The organism is Streptomyces sp. NPDC052042 (genome assembly GCF_044548345.1).
Taxonomy (GTDB): Bacteria; Actinomycetota; Actinomycetes; order Streptomycetales; family Streptomycetaceae; genus Streptomyces.
In genome coordinates this window covers 167,195-182,557 of the sequence record NZ_JBIUBU010000008.1, presented here as the reverse complement: position 1 = coordinate 182,557, position 15,363 = coordinate 167,195, and the positions used below count along the sequence as shown (strand labels likewise).

Sequence of the window (15,363 nt, the reverse complement as noted above, 5' to 3'; positions counted from 1 at the left end):
TCGCGCACGGTTCGTACGTCCGCAAGCCCTCTTCGCGCGGTGCGCGCGAAGGGGGCTTTCGCGGTTCCCGTCCCGCTCCCCGGTGGCGGGGAGCGGGACGGGAAGCCCCGCGCGGACGGCCGTGGCAGGAGCCGCGAGGGGCGTCGTGAAGGGCCGCCGCCCGGGAGGTCACGGGAACGGGTGCGGGACGCGCTTGACCTCGGACTCCGGCAGGTCGTCGACTCGTCTTCCCGCCGCTCGCAGCGCGGTCCGCAGCCGGGGCATCAGCAGGGCGCGCTGCCGGGTCCAGCCGAAGTCGAGCGGCAGCAGGCCGGGGACCACGGCGGCGATGGTGTGCAGGCCCATCCGGTGCTGTTCGGGGGTGGTCTGGTCGACGGCGATGACGTCGTGCCCGGCGGCCACCAGCAGATCGCGCAGCAGGTTCAGGTCGTCCAGCAGGTCCCCGGTGCGGGGGCGCCGGGGCTCCCAGTCGGCGAAGGTGTCGGCCAGCGGGCGCACGGCGACCGGCTCCAGGTACTCCCTGGCGTGTACGGCCATGTCCGGCAGCCCGTAGAGCTGGGCATGGTCCTTGAGCTGCCGCACCAGGGTGAAGTCGGCTGCCATGGCGGTGAGTTCGGCGTGCCGCTCGGCGACCTGGTAGGGCAGGTGCGGGATGTAGGTGAGGACCTCGGACAGCGCCGACTCGACGGTGGCCTCGGGGTCGAACCCGGCGGCGGCGGCGAACGACAGCGTCCCGTGGCCGCCGTCCCGGCGCACCGCGAGGGCCGTGACGGCGGGGACGGCCAGATCCATCCGGGTGTCGAAGGCGTGGACGTCGTAGCCGTGCAGCGCGGCCCGGTCGATCATGCTGCGGACCGCCGCGGAGCGACAGGTGGCGAGGTCGATCGCGGTGAGCGGGGTGCGGCCGTGCCAGGCCAGCAGGAAGGCGTCGCGTTCGACGATCTCCAGCAGCCCGTAGAGGATCGCCTCCTCCAGACTGCCGCCGGTGGCGCAGCCGTTGGAGCATTCGAAGACGAAGTTGTCGGCCTCGACCCCGGCGCTGTAGTGGGCGAGCCGGGCGGGCACGAGGACCGGGCGGTCGTCGCGCAGCGAATGGCCCCACACCCAGGGGATGGGTCGCTCGGGGTCGAACGGGGAGACCATGGGGTCGGTCGCGTAGGTCTCGGGGGCGTAGAGGCCGCAGGCGGCCGGGTCGAGGGCGCGGTCGGCCAGTTCGCGGTAGCTGCCGATCACGGGTGAGGTGCCGCGCCTGCGCCTGGTGCCGGCGTACCGTTCCAGGCCCTCCAGTTGGGCGAGGACGCGGCTGGTGTCGTAGCCGTTGGCCTGACCGCTCCAGGTGACGTCGTTGAGTCCGGCGTAGCCGCGGACGAAATGGGTGCCGGCGGCCGGGGCGGTGGTGGTGGACGTCGGGTTGATCCAGAGGTCGGAGCCGAGGGTGCCGCAGACCGGGTTGACGAGCCCGGCGGTCGGCAGCGGGTACGAGGACAGGGGGCGCAGCCGGTAGCCGTCGGGGTCCGGTTTCCGGGCCGGGCCCAGGTCCATGCGGGCCGAGGCGGCGGAGTCGGGGACCTCCTGGACACAGGAGGGGCAGAGGGGTTCGGGCAGGATCGGGAACGTCGCGGTGGCGAGGGTCACCAGGTCGATCCGGGTGACACGGGGCAGCGCGCGGTCCGCGGGGGTGACGTCGGGCAGTTCGCGGGAGCCGTCGTGGACCGCGCGGTAGGCGGCCCAGACGGCGTCGATCGCGTACGGGGTGAGGACCGGCCAGAGGACGGCGCCGTTCGGACGGTGGCCGAGTTCCAGGGCCTCGCGCTCCGAGCGGCTGCGCAGCCGCTGCCAGCGCATGGCGAGGCACTGCCCGCAGGCGGTGGCGTCCGGTCCGCCGCCCCAGGGGCCGATGAGCACGGCGCGGGAGGTCAGCTGGACGTTGGCGGCCGGGCGGGTGTCCGCGTACGGGTCGGGGCTGCCGTGGCCGAGCGTGTCGGCGGCGCCCAGCGGCACGACGAACGGCGCGGCGAGTGGCGCGGGCAGGGCCTTCGAGGCCGTCGTCTCCCGGTGGCGCCGGGTGAGTTCGGCGTGGAGGTCGGCGCGGGCGGCCTCCAGCGGGGTCTCGCCGCGCACGGGCGGTGTGGCGGTCACCGTCGTCATGACTTGTCACTCCAGCGGAAGGTCTTGAGCGCGATCGCGCACAGGATGACGGCGAAACCGGCGAGCACCGCGCAGGCCAGCCAGATGTCACCGGTGGTGCCGCGTCCGGTGAGCGCGCCGGAGATGCCGTCGTTGAGGTAGCGCAGCGGCAGTACGCGGGAGAGGTTCTGCATCCAGTCCGGCATGGCGTCCAGCGGGAAGAACGAACCGGAGAGGAACGCCATGGGGATCATCAGGCAGTTGGCCACGGCGGCGACGGCCTCGGGGGTCTTCGCATGGCTGCCGACGATGACGCCCAGGGCGAGGAAGGCGGTGATGCCGATGACCAGGACGGGCAGGGCGAGCGGCCAGCGGCCGTCCAGCTGGAGTCCGAACGAGGGCAGCAGGGCCACGGAGACGAAGAGCACGCACTGCACGGCGCCGATGCCGAGCGCCAGGACGTAGCGGGAGGCGAGGACGGCGGAGACCGGCGTCGGGGTCATCCGGATGAGGCGCAGGATGTCGTCGCGCCGCCACTGCATGAGGACGAAGCCGACGCCGAACACGGCGGCGTTGCCGACGCCCCAGGAGAGGACGCCGGGGGCGATGTAGTTGATGTAGGGCTTGCCGCTCTGTTCGACCGTCTGGCCGTGGAAGATCAGTCCGAAGACGACGAGGAAGATGAGCGGGAAGGCGAAGGTGAAGAAGAGCGTGGTCTTGTCGCGTGTGTAGGCCCGGAATCCGGCCTGGCTCAGCGCCGTGTATGCGCTCATCGGGGTGTCTCCGTATCACTGCTGGGGGTGCGGGGGGCGCGCTGCTGGGGTGCGCGGAGGGCTGGGTGGCGGTCCGGTGGGATCGCGGGCGGGGACGCTACGGGCGCGGGGCGCCGTCGGCTCCGGCGGCCTCGGCGGCGCCGGTGAGGGCCAGGTAGACGTCCTCCAGGTCGGCGGTGCGCGTCTGCACGCCCCGGAGTCCGGCCAGGGCGTCGATCGCGGCCAGGACCTTGCCGGATTCGAGGGTCTCCAGCACGAGGGCGCCGGGCTCCTCGGTGACGTCGTCGACGCCTTCGATGGCGCGGGCCTGGGCGAGGGTGAGCCGGTCGTCGGGGACGACCAACCGGGTGGTGGGTGCGGCGGCGGCGATGAGCCGGGCCGGGCTGTCGAGGGCCACGACGGAGCCCTCGACCATGATGGCGACCCGGTCGCACAGCGCCTCGGCCTCGTCGAGGTGGTGGGTGGTGTAGACGATGGTGCGGCCCTCGCCCTTGAGGTCGCGCAGCACCTGCCACAGAGCGCGCCGGGCCTGCGGGTCCAGGGCGGCGGTCGGCTCGTCCAGGAAGATCAGCTCGGGTTCGTGGACCAGCGCGGAGGCGATGGCCAGGCGCTGGCGCTGGCCGCCGGACAGGTCGTCCACCCGGGTGTCGCCCTGCTCGGTGAGGCCGACGGAGTCCAGTGCCCGGTCCGCCGCCGCGTGGTCGGTCCGGTAGAGGGCGGCCATAGTGCGCAGGTGCTCGCGGGCGGTGAGGCGGACGAAGAACGCCGAGGTCTGGGTCTGCACGCCGAGCCGGGGCAGCAGGGACGGGTTGCGCGGCCAGGGGCTGGTGCCGAGCACGGTGACCGTGCCGGAGTCGGCCTTGCGCTGGCCCTCCATGATCTCGACGAGGGTGGTCTTGCCCGCCCCGTTGGGGCCGAGCAGACCGAAGAACTCGCCGCGCGGCACGGTGAGGGACACCCCGTCGACGGCATGCCGCCCGCCGTACCTCTTGTGCACGGCGTCGAGGACGATGGCCGGGGTGGACCGGGCGTCGTCGGGGCCGGGCTGGTTCCCCGGGGAGGCGGTGGGGGTGGTGGGGCTCATGGGACTTCTCTCCTTGTCCGCCGCTGATCGGCGGGTCGGACTTTTCGGGGGGACGGTCGGCAGGGGGTACCGAGCGGGGGTGGTCAGGCGGTCAGCAGATGGTGGGCGGCCGCCACGGCGGCGGCGAGGATGCCCGCGAGGACGAGGACCACGCAGAGCGCGTACGTGCGGTACGCGGTCCGGGCGTGGTGCGGATAGTCACCCGCGGCGGGAGCGCGGCGGGCGGCCAGCCGGAGATAGGCGCCGGTCGAGGCGGCCAGTTCGGTGGCCCCGCACAACTGGCTCGCGATCCGGTACCCGTCCAGAGGCGGCAGCGGCACCAGCATGGCCAACGCCTGCACACTGCCCAGGAGCAGCAGTGCGCCGAGGGCGTCGTGCGTGGCGGCGTCCAACGGGGCGAACAGCCACAGCGCACAGAACGGCAGCAGGAACAGCAGGTTCATCACCGCGCCGGCCAGTGCCGTCTGAATGCGTTGCCAACGAGAGCCCAGGTAGAGGTAGTTGTCGACCGTGCAGTACATGATGACCACAGGCAGCCGCCAGCGCAGGCCGATTTCGGCCACCGTGCCGCCGTGGTGCCGGGCGACGACGCCATGGGCCAGTTCATGCAGTGCGGTGCTGAACCAGAGCAGGGTCGCGATCCCCATCAGCAAGACCGGGTTGGTGAACAACTCCCTTGTATTGACAAGGAGTTCGCCTATGTGGAGGGCGATCACCGCCCCCATCGCCAGCACCAGCGCCAGCAGCGGCACCAGCCATCCGGGCGCCAGCAGGAAGCCGACCGCCCGGTGCAGCCGGTCCGTGGTGGCGTCCGCGTCGGCGACCAGCCGTACGCTGCCGCGCAGCACCCCGCGCGCCGGGCGGTCGTCCCCGCCGCCCTCCTCGGCCCCGGAGGCCCGGGCCGCCCCGGCCGCCCCGGTCCCGGCACCGCCGGAAGTCCCGGCCGCCGCCCCGCCCGGCCCCCCGGCCAGCAGTCCCCGTGCACCGAGCATCCGCAGGATCCGCTGCCAGCGGGCGACGTCCAGCCTGCGCCCGTACTCCCGCGCGTACTCCTCGCCGATCTCCGTCAGGCTGCGCCGCCCGTCCATCCGGGCGATGAGGAAGTGCTCCTTCGGGCCGACCCGGAAGGAGCCGCCATCGGCGGTGTCCTTGATCAGGTGGACCGTCGCCGCGCCGTGCAGCATGGCGTCGCTCAGCAGCACCTGGGGCCGCAGCTCGGGCCGGTAGTCGCCGAGGCCCTCGACGGCCCCGGACGGGGCGGCGCTCACCCCGGCTCCCGCAGCGCCCGGCCGAGGACGTGCGAGAGGTACGCCTCGTCCCGGATCGTCACATGCAGCCGGTTGTTGGTCATATGCATGTACGGGGAGAGCAGCAGGGGCAGCGAGGCCGCCGGGTCGGTGACGAGCTCATCGTGCTCACCGTCCCAGGAGCGGAACACCAGATCACCGTTGAGCGTCAACTCGACCGCTTTTTCCCGCAGTTCGGCGCAGTGATCGGCCCACCCCGCGAGGAATCCCGGCAGCCGTGCCGCGTCGTCCCCCTCCGCGTCCGCGTTCCCGTCCCCGTCCCGGCCGCCGGTCCCGAAACCCTCACCGGCCCGGTCGGCCACGGCGGCCACGGCGGTGCGGACCCGGGCGAAACGGGCGGCCAGCCCCGGCGCCATGGCGGCGTAGTTGCGGTCGTACTCCTCGCTGCCGATGAAGCCGGTGCCGGGGAACGCCCGGTGCCAGAACTCGTAGTAACTGTCCAGGTAATCGGCCAGTTCTTGACAGTCCGGCAGGAAGGCGGCGGACATCACCATCATCAGTTGGGCCGACGTGCCGAGCAGCACGGTCCGCAGATGCAGGTTCTTCGTCCGGAACGCGTCGATGACCAGGTCGCTGGATTTCCGGAAGTGCCATTCGGCCAGCTCGATCCCGGCCGGGCCGCCGTACTTGCCGTACTCCGGTTCGTACGGCTCGGCGCTGCGCGAGTTGTTGGGGCGCAGCCGCATCCGGCCCTGCTCGTCGGTGTAGTGGCCGCGTTCGGCACCGGGGAACTCGATGTCGAAGAGGGTGTTGTAGAAGTCGTTGAGGAAACCGGAGTCGACCTCGTACAGGGCGGGCCGCTCGGTGAGGAAGGCGTCGACGGCGGCCTCGGTGCGGCGCCGGACCTCGGCCTCGGCGTCGGGGGTGGCGGGTTTGATCCGCAGCCGGACGTGCGGCCCCTCCAACCAGTAGTTGATGAAGAAGTAGCCGTCGATCAGCCCGTCCGCCTCCAGTTCCTCGATCAGCGGGCGGACGCACTGCGTGAGCATGGGGCGGGGGTTGGCGGCGTAGAAGATGTGGGTGGCCTGCCAGGTTCCCGCCCGGCGGGTCTGCTCGGCGGGGGTGGTGGGTGGGGCGGAACTCATGACTGGTTGCTCCTTCGGGCGGGGGCGGCGGTCTCCACCGCGAGTTCGGCGACGTGGCGGCCCCGGCCGGAGACGGTGTGCAGTCCGTCCTCGTCGGGCAACATCTCCCGGAACACGACCCGCGCCCCGGACGTCTTGATCAGGGCCTCGAACGCGGCCAGGGAGAGCGGGCTGTCGAAGTCGACGTAAGCGGGCTTGCCGCCGGTCGCACCGCGCGCCCCGCTGTCGGCGATGGTGGCGAAGACCCGGTCCGGCAGCCCGTGGGCGCGGCGGAACGCGTGCCAGCCCAGGAACCACGCGTCGTCCCCGGCACCTCCTCCCCCGCTCCCCGCTCCGGGCGTGCGCAGCGGCAGTACGGCGGCGGACGCGCTCCAGCTGCGCCGGCTGAGCACCACGCTGCCGTGCCGGACGCGCGGCCGGGTGGTGACCCCGCCGACCGGGGCGCCCTCGGGGACCCCGCCCCACACGTTCAGCGGGGACATCGAGGTCGGGGACAGCAGGAGCAGGGTGCGGGGCAGTTCGGGCAGGGCGAGCGGGACGAGATAGCCGAGGTAGACCGGCACCACCTCCTTGCCGAGCCGGGTGGAGCGCAGCACGAGCCGGTCCGCCTCGCGGTCGTGGACGAGGTGGAGGTCGTCCAGGTGGATCCGGTTCTCGGCGGGCAGGGTGCCGCGTTCGCCGGGGCAGACGATCTCGTACGCGGTGAGCCGGCCGTGCAGGTTGAGGTTGCTGGTGACGGGACCGCCGGTGACCTCGGCGAGGACGGTGTCGTCGGGCAGCAGGTCCGCGGTGGCGGCGAGGAGTTCCTCGTCGAGCCCGTCGAAGAGGTGGGTGAACCTGCTGAACGGGAAGGACACCCCGCCGTAGGAGCGGTTGAGCACGACCAGCGGGTCCCCGGGCCGGTCGGCGATCTGCACATGGTGCGCGAGCGGGGCGAACTCGGCGCGCAGCGTGTCCAGTTCGGTGGCGACCTCGTCGAGGAGGGAGCCGTCCACCCGGATCTCCGGGGTGGCGGGGTCGATCTCCCAGGCCGCCCACAGGGCGCGCATCCGCTCCACGAAGGTCTGCCGGGCCGTGTCGAGGGCCTTGAGCTGCGGCAGGGAGAGCCAGTTCTCCTCGGGGACGTAGGTGCCGTCCTCGTCGAAGGCGGTGCGTTTCGCGGTGAACGACATGTACTGGTCGAAGAAGTCCTCGTGGAAGTCGTGGACCAGCTTCAGCAGGTCGTCGCAGCGCCCGCCCTGTCCGTAGCGGGCGAGGAAGAAGCCCTTGAACGTGACGCGTTGGGGGAGCGTCAGGTCGAAGGCGGGCAGGACGCGTTCCACCGCGCCGAGCGGTCCGGCGGCCAGCTCCTCCCAGGCGGGCGCGGACAGTTCGGTGCGGTGTCCGGCCGCCACGTCCTCGTAGAGCAGGGTCTGCGGGACCTTTGCCCGGTCGGCGCCGAACTCCTCCTCCTGGAGGGTGCGCAGCGCGGTGCGCAACTCACCCATGAGGGCGCGGCGTTCGTCCGGTCCGGCGGCGGCGAACCGCTCGACGCGGGACGCGGGGCCGTCGAGGCGTTCGGCGAGCCGGTCGGCCCAGGGGCGGCCGAGGCCGCGCAGCGAGTCCTGGAAGGCGCGCAGCGGATCGGTGTCGTGGACCTCGGTCCGCAGGCACGGGACCTGCACCATGCCGACGTCGAGGAGCGCCTGAAGGTAGTGGGCGCACTCCTCCGGGTCCGCGTCCCGGTCCTTCGCGAGCCAGTCGGCCAGTTCCCCGTAGCGGAGGGTGCCGCGTTCCTCGAACAGGCCGAGGAGGCGTTCCAGGGTGCCGCTGCGGCGCAGGAAGAACAGCCGGTCCTTCACCGCGTCGAAGGTGACCGCGGTGTCCTCGTCGCCCTGGGTGACCCAGCGGCGCACATAGCGGACCCGGTCGTCGTCGCGTCCCCAGCCGGAGGCGGGGGCGACCGGCAGGTCGGCGCGGCGGACCGGGTCCGCGACCAGGGTCTCGGCGAGCCTGCCGACGGCGGCGACGTTCAGCCGCAACCGCCCGTCCCACACGTCCTCGACCCGGGCCAGCAGCCCGTGGTCCGGCTCGCCCGCTGCGCCGCCGGGGCCGCCGCCGTCGACGAAGGTTCCCCGGGCGACCCCGGTGAAGGTGGAGAACGGGCTGGTCTTGCAGGCCGTGCGGTAGAGGTACGAGAGCAGCGAGCGCTCGATCTTGCGCTGCTTCTTGTCCGGGGACGCGGCGGGGTCGGCGCGCGTGTACGCGTCGAGCTGGGCGTCCAGCGCCGGGGAGGCGAGCAGCAGCCCCTTGCGCAGCCGCTCCTCCCCCGCCAGCCGGCGCAGGGCCTCGCGGGCGCGGGCGGTCTCCGCGGCGAGCAGGTCGGCGCCCGCCGCCCGGTGGTCCTCCAGGCGGTGGCGGGCGGTCAGCCAGTCCGCCAGCGCCTCGCCGGCGGTCGCGTCGAGCCCGCGGACCAGGGCCAGGGACCGGTCGGCGGCCCCGGCGCGCGGCAGCCGGTTGTTGAAGACGTCGCGGCGCAGGGTGAGCAGGGTGCGGCGCAGTGCCTCGTCGTCGCTGCCGCCGACGAGATCGTGGAGCAGGTCTCCGAGCCGTTCGCCGTCGGCGCGCAACAGTTCGGTGGCGCGCAGGACTTCGTCGGCCCAGCGGCGGCTCTCCGGGCAGCGCAGCCCCCGCACGCTGTCGACCGGCAGCCCGGCGACCCGCAGCATGAAGCGGGGGCGGGTGACCGCCGCGGTCGGGGCAGCGGTGGCCGGGGCGGTGGCCGGGTGGTCCGGCGTCATGTCGGGATCTCCCCTTCTCGTTCAGGTCGTCGTCTCGTCGTCGCCACGGGGTGGCCGCCCGACAGGCGCTCAGGCGATCTCGTACCGGAAGTCGGCCGGGGCGGGCCGCTCGTTGCCGATCATCATGATCAGCAGCGGCGCCTCGCCGGTCTCTTCCAGACCGAGTTCCTCGATGTACGAGATGTTGTCGAAGCCGAGCGCGACCCCGCAGCCGATGCCGAGGGCGGACGCGGTGGTGTAGGCGGTCTGGGCGATCGCCCCGACGGCGGCGTTGACCAGGCGGTACCCCCGGTCCCCGACGGCGTCGAGGACGGCGTCGGTGCGGACGGTGGGCACCAGGACGGCGGCGGCCTGTTCCAGGTTGTAGTTGGACAGGAAGTAGTTCTTCTGGAGGAAGCCGCCCGGATCGCCCGCCTTCACCAGGCGCAGGGAGTGCGCGTCGGGGTCGTACTCGTACGCGCCGGGCTCGACGCCGTCGACGTGGCAGACGAACGCGTAGAGCTTGGCCAGCCGCTGCCCGCCGGTGTCCCCGCCGATCCGTGAACCGGCCACGGAGGCCGCCAGGCAGGCCGCCAACTGGTCGGATCCGATGGGCTGTTGTGCCTCGAAGCGGCCGAAGCTGCTGCGGCGGGTGCGCAGCGCGGTGCGTACGTCGGTGCTGAGCGGCGAGCAGGCGGGCAGGGCCGTCTCGGTACGGTCCGGGTCGGCGGGGTGCGCGACGGCGGGATCAAGCGCCTCGGGTGCGGGGCGCTCGGTGGCACCGGCGGCGGTGACGGCCTGCATGCGCCGGAGCGCGTCGAAGGCGAGGACGGTGCGCGAGCGCTCCTGGTCCCGGTGGCGCACGGACACCGGCGGCGGGGACGGGAACGGCGCGGGGGCGGTGGCGCCCGCCCACTTCAGCGGCACGACGGCGAAGACGCCCTCCGCCTCCGGGTCCACGCCGAGCAGCCGGCCGATCCGCTCCTCGTCGAACCACAGCGCGGGCTCCACGGACAGCCCGCGCGCCCCGGCCCACAGCCGCCAGGTCTGGACGCACGCTCCGAGGTCCATGGACACGGCGTGGAAGGAGAAGTTGTTGTACTTGAAGGCGTTCTGCCAGTACTTGATGGTCAGGACCAGGTACTGGTCGGTGTCCGGCCCCGGCGCCCCGTCCCCGAGCGCCGCCCGCACCTCGCCGGTCACATCGCCGGTCAGCAGCCGCCGCATCGCGTGGTGCCGGACGGAGTAGTGGTGCACCCCCGGCGGTACGGGGCCGCTGGGCCCGGAGACCCAGTGCACGGCCACCGGGTAGAGGCCGCCGCCGGACGCGGTCCCCCGGGACCAGTTGGCGAGCGGGTAGTACGGCAGGGCGCTCAGGTCGGTGTTGGCCTGGACTCCGAGGCGGCGCCCGGTCAGTCCGTAGGAGTCGCGGAGCATCCCGGAGAGCAGCGCCAGGTCGAACGCGTCGTCCGCGCCGGTGTCCTGGGCCAGGCCCCGGTCCAGGTCCGCGTGGGCGGGGTAGTCGCAGTCGGGCAGCGGCAGGCTGTCGGTGCCCGGGTAGAACTTGGTCTTGCGCGGGCCGTCCGACCAGTTCGGCACGAAGTCGGCGGGGTCCATCGGGACCCGGCCGCGCTGAAGGATCGCGGCGGCGTATTCATGGGCGTACCCCATGGGCGGGCTCCTCGGTCACGAAAAGGGGGTGCGGGGTCGGGGGTGCGGTCCCGGCCGGGGCGGGTCGGGACCGGTGGTCATGGGAAGGGGTGCGGGGCGGGGTTGAGGTCGGCGTCGGTCAGGTCGTCCGCGCGCAGCCCGGCCGCGCGCAGGGCGGTGCGCAGCCGGTCCATGCCGAGCGCCCGCTGACGGCTCCAGCCGAAGTCGATCGGCAGCAGCCCCGGCACCAGGACACTGACCGTGGTGAGCCCCAGTTCGCGCTGTTCCGGCATGGTCTGGTCGACGACGATCACGTCGAACCCGGCGGCGGTGACGGCGTCCACGCAGACGGTCAGGTCCTCGCGCAGGTCGTCGGAGACGGGCAGCACCGAACCGTCCTCGTACAGCTCGGCGAAGGACCGCTTCGGGGGGCGGGGCGCGCCCGGTTCGCCGAGCAGGAAGCGGGCATGGTGGCCCATCTCCGGCAGGCCGTAGACCAGCGGGTGGTCGTGCAGCGCCTCGACCCGGTCGAAGTCGGCGGCCATGGCGCGCAGCCGCTCCAGGTCGCGTCCGGTGCGCTGGGGGAGGTTCACCGCGTCGGTGGCGATCTCGCACAGCGCCCCGGCGAGGGCCGCCTCCGGGTCGAGTCCGGCCCCGGCGCCGAAGCACATCAGGCCCGGCCCGCCGTCCCGGCGCACCGCCACACCGGTCACGACGGGGATCGGGAAGGAGATCCGGGTGTCGAAGAACCGGGCCTCGTACCCGTACATCTCCAGCCGGTCGACCATCTGCCGGGTGGCGGGGCGGCGGCTGGTGGCCGCGTCGATCTCCGGCAGCGCGGCCCGCCCGTACCAGGAGAGCAGGAACGCGTCGCGTTCGACGACCTCCATCAGTCCGAAGTAGACGGCCTCTTCGAGGCAGCCGCCGGAGGCGCAGCCGTTGGAGCTCTCCTGGACGAAGCGGTTCTCCAGACCGGGCGCGTGGTAGTAGGTGAGGACCTCGGGCACCAGCACCGTGCGCCGGTCGCGCAGGGACCAGCCCTGCACCCAGGGGATGGAACGGTCCGGGGCGAACGGGACGACCCGTGGGTTGGCCCGGTGGAAGTCGTCCGAGTACAGCCCGCACACCCTGGGGTCGAGCGCGTGCTCGCCGCGGGCCCGCAGCGCGTCCAGGGAGTCCGTGATCCCGGCCCGCTTGGCCCGCGACCGCATGCCCGCATACCGCTCCAGGCCCTCCAGCACCCCGATCCGCATGCTCTCGGCGAAGGTGTCGGCGTGCCCGCCCCAGAACGTCTCGCGCAGGTACTCCGCCGAGCGCATGGAGAAACAGCCGATGGTGGCGGACGTGGAAGTGGAGGAGACGTCCTGGACGACGGACGGGCCGAGCGACCCGCACACCGGGTTGGCGTAGGGCTCCATCGGCAGGTCGTACGCCTCGATGTCCCGGACCCGGAAGCCGCCGGGGCGGCGCTTGGGCGCGGGGCGCAGGGTGAGCACCGCAGCCTCGGCGGTGTCGGGCTCCGGCTCCGCGCACCGGGGGCACTCCGGGTCGGGCACCAAAGGGTAGTGACGGACCATCAGGGTCTCCAGGTCCACCAGGTGCACGGCCGGGCGGGCGCCGGTCGCCGGCCCGTCACCGGCCAGCCGGGCGGCGATCAGCCCCGCGAGGGCGTGCGCGGCGAACGGGGTGACGTACGGGGAGTCCCCGGCGGCCCGGGTGCCCGAGCCGAGCTCCAGCGCCTCGCGCAGCGCCACGGAGCGGACCGCCTGCCAGCGCCGCTCCAGACACCGGACACAGGTCCGGCCGCCGGCTCCCCCACGGGGCGCGAAGGGACCGACCACGGCGTGCCGCCCGTAGAACCGGACGGGCACGTCGGGGACGGCCGCCCCGGCCTCCCGGGCGGCCGGGAGGCCGGTGCCCACCGGTTCGTCCGTCGCTCGGGCCGCCGCCTCGTCCGCGAAGGCGTCGCGCACGCCGAGCGGCGCCACGTCCAGCCGGGGCTGCGTCCCGTGGCGGGCCAGCGCCTCCCGGAGCGCCGCCGCGAGGAGACGCGCGGAGCGGACCGGCGGGGACTCCTCCCGGACCGGGGCGCCGGCCGGGGCAGCGGTGGCGGCCGGGGCGGCGGTGGCGGCCGGGGCGGCGGTGCCCACCGCGTGGGTCGTGTCAGCGGGCATCGGAGCCGCCCTCGCCGTCCGCCGTCCCGCCGTCGGCCGCGCCTACCGTGAGCAGCACCCGGGCGGTGCTGATGCCGCCCGCGGCGAGGTCGGCCGGGGTGGTCGGCAGGTACAGGGCGTCACGTCCGGCCAGCCGGAGCCGGTCGAGGACCGCGCCGAACGTGGTCGTGGGCCCGTCGACGGCGACCGGGCCGCCGGTCACCGCGATGCTCGCCGCCGCCAGATCACGGACCAGCGGGTCCCCGGTGTCGACCGGGGTCTTCGGGTCCTCGACGGCCAGTTGCGCCTGCCCGAGCAGGTCCCGCAGCGCCGCGCAGGCCGCCGCGCGGCGCGAGAGCCCCGCGCCGACCGCCCAGCGCCCCCGGGCGTTCCCGCCCTCGGCCTCCCGGACCAGCACCACATGGGCCGAGGTGCGCTCCTCCTCGCCGAGGTCCAGCAGTTCCACGCCGAGATCCAGGTTGGCCGCCGACTTCAGCAGGAACACCAGCTCCGGGTCGGCCCCGGACCCGCGCGTGTCCACGGCTCCGGTCCCGTCGCCGGCCGAGGTCCCGGATCCGGTCCCGTCCGAGGTCCCGGCCACGGCCCCCGTTCCCTCCGCCTTTCCGTCCGCGGCGACCGGGCGGACCTCCGTCGCGCCCCGAAGTGCCCGAAGCAGCGCGTCGTGCGCCAGCGCGGACATCAGACCGGTGCCGGCCGCCTCCCGGTCGTCCGCACCCGCGCCCGCGCCGGCGGTGGTCGCGAGATGGATGCGCTCCCGGTTGTGCGCCCCGAAGCTCCGTACGGCCGCGGCGGGCACCCGGACCGGCTCCTTGCCGATGAGCGAGGTGGCCACGGTCCAGGTGTCCGGGAGCGCCCCGGTGCCACCGCCGGTGGTCAGCGCGTCCGGCCCGAGCACCCGGTCCGCCACCACGTCCCCGGCAGCCCCTAGGGGCACCACGTGCTCGACGTACGCGGTCGCCGCCGCGTACAGGGCCCGCATCCGCGCCCCCGCCAGGTGGTGCACGTCGAAGGCGGCGATCCGCCGCCGTTCCCCGGCCCCGAGCGCCACTTCGACCCGGCTGATCTTCAGCGGGGTCTGGGTCAGCGCCTCGTCGTCCCAGCGCCGGAAGATCCCGGTGTGCGGGCGGACCAGGGCCGCGCTGTACCGGTTCAGCTCGTCGACCATGGCCTCCGCGTCACGGGCGGTCTCCACGGTCGGGGTGACCGGCAGCGCCAGCCCCTCGGGCAGAGCGGCGGGCTCGCGGTCGTCAAGGGCGGCGCAGCGCCCGCAGCGGGGGTGCGGCCGGACCGGCTCCGACATCACGTCCAGCGACGCCAGGTCCTGGATCAGGACCTGGCCGTCCGTCTCGGCGGGCAGCGCGCCCGTGGTGAGGCGGAAGATCTCGTAGCCCAGGAGGTTGCCCACCATCGCGGCGACCGGCCCGGCCAGGGCGACCGGGGACGCCGGTGCGGCACCCGCCGCCTGGCTCCACAGCTCGGCGGCCTCCCCCGCGGCCACGTTGCCGCCCAGCCGCAGCACGGCGCAGGACCAGCAGCCGGTGGAGGACGCGGTGGAGAGCGGGCCCACGACCAGGCGCTCGCCGAACAGCCAGGCGGGGATCAGGGTCCGGCCCTCGGGCACCCCGGCGGCCAGCAGCCGGTGGGTGCGCGGCCCGGCCCCGGCGCCGGTCACCACGACCACGTCGTAGCCGTCGAGGTCCGCCCAGCCCGCCCCCGCCCCGGAGGTGACCCGGTCCGCGCGCGCCGCCACCCGGCCCGCCTCGGCCATGACGTCGGCGAACTCCGTCGTCGTACCGATGCGCACGCAGCCGTTGCGCAGCAGGCTCAGCGCGCACCAGCGGGCGGTCTCGTCATCGCCGAGGACCGCGACCCGGGTGGCGCGGAAGCGGGCGAAACGCTCGGACGCGCCGTCGGCGTAGTGGTCGACATAGGCGATCTGCGCGGCGAACCGCTCCGCGGCCTCCTCCGGCACCGCCTCGGGCCCGGTGCCGGGCTCGGGCACGTCACGGGCGAACTCCCGCTCGTACAGCGTCTTGATCAGTTCCGCCGCCATCGCGCGCTGGGACGGCCCGAAGCCCGCGCAGAGGTCGGCGAGCCGGTGGTGGCCGGTGAGGTGCGGGACGACGAGGGAGGCGAAGCGGTAGGCGGTGCGCCCGGCCAGGTGGAACCCGCCGTCGGCGTTGTGGAAGAGCACCCCGCCGGGCGTCTCGGTGAACAGCACGTCCCGGCGGATGCGCGGCCTGGTCGCGGCCAGCGCGTCGAACGTGGCGGTGGACACGGATGCGGGCGCCGCGGGGGCAGCGGACGCCGAGGCGCCGCCGGTGGTCTTCCGGGGGCTGTCGGGGGCGCTCTCGGCGGTGTTCCGGACGCTGCCGGGGGTGCTCTCGGGGGTCTCGGCCATGGG

General features: G+C 74.1%; 9 protein-coding genes. All 9 read right to left on the bottom strand.

Annotated elements, in window-relative coordinates:
* Nucleotides 1–168: 168 nt before the first annotated feature.
* On the bottom strand, nt 169–2,148 hold the full coding sequence (locus ACIHCL_RS16330) for a TOMM precursor leader peptide-binding protein (protein ID WP_399862131.1): 1,980 nt from the start codon (nt 2,146–2,148) through the stop codon (nt 169–171).
* Entirely contained in the window at nt 2,145–2,900 is a 756-nt protein-coding gene (locus tag ACIHCL_RS16325; RefSeq protein ID WP_399862129.1) for an ABC transporter permease, read from the bottom strand. The genes ACIHCL_RS16330 and ACIHCL_RS16325 overlap by 4 nt, the downstream gene beginning before the upstream one ends.
* 97 nt (nt 2,901–2,997) lie before the next feature.
* Nucleotides 2,998–3,984 (bottom strand): ABC transporter ATP-binding protein, encoded by a 987-nt coding sequence (locus ACIHCL_RS16320; RefSeq protein ID WP_399862127.1) that lies wholly within the window; start codon nt 3,982–3,984, stop codon nt 2,998–3,000.
* Nucleotides 3,985–4,067: 83 nt separating this feature from the next.
* Entirely contained in the window at nt 4,068–5,168 is a 1,101-nt protein-coding gene (locus ACIHCL_RS16315) for a M50 family metallopeptidase (protein WP_399862311.1), read from the bottom strand.
* 80 nt (nt 5,169–5,248) lie between these two features.
* The gene (locus ACIHCL_RS16310; RefSeq protein ID WP_399862125.1) at nt 5,249–6,376 is read right to left on the bottom strand and encodes a lantibiotic dehydratase C-terminal domain-containing protein; all 1,128 of its coding nucleotides are present in this window, start codon (nt 6,374–6,376) and stop codon (nt 5,249–5,251) included.
* The gene (locus ACIHCL_RS16305) at nt 6,373–9,156 is read right to left on the bottom strand and encodes a lantibiotic dehydratase (protein WP_399862123.1); all 2,784 of its coding nucleotides are present in this window, start codon (nt 9,154–9,156) and stop codon (nt 6,373–6,375) included. Before ACIHCL_RS16305 ends, ACIHCL_RS16310 begins: the two co-directional genes overlap by 4 nt.
* 69 nt (nt 9,157–9,225) lie before the next feature.
* The gene (locus tag ACIHCL_RS16300; RefSeq protein WP_399862121.1) at nt 9,226–10,806 is read right to left on the bottom strand and encodes a nitroreductase family protein; all 1,581 of its coding nucleotides are present in this window, start codon (nt 10,804–10,806) and stop codon (nt 9,226–9,228) included.
* A gap of 77 nt (nt 10,807–10,883) precedes the next feature.
* Nucleotides 10,884–12,959, bottom strand: coding sequence for a TOMM precursor leader peptide-binding protein (locus ACIHCL_RS16295; RefSeq protein ID WP_399862119.1), 2,076 nt, complete (start codon nt 12,957–12,959; stop codon nt 10,884–10,886).
* Entirely contained in the window at nt 12,949–15,360 is a 2,412-nt protein-coding gene (locus ACIHCL_RS16290; RefSeq protein ID WP_399862117.1) for a TOMM precursor leader peptide-binding protein, read from the bottom strand. Before ACIHCL_RS16290 ends, ACIHCL_RS16295 begins: the two co-directional genes overlap by 11 nt.
* Between the last annotated feature and the right edge of the window lie 3 nt (nt 15,361–15,363).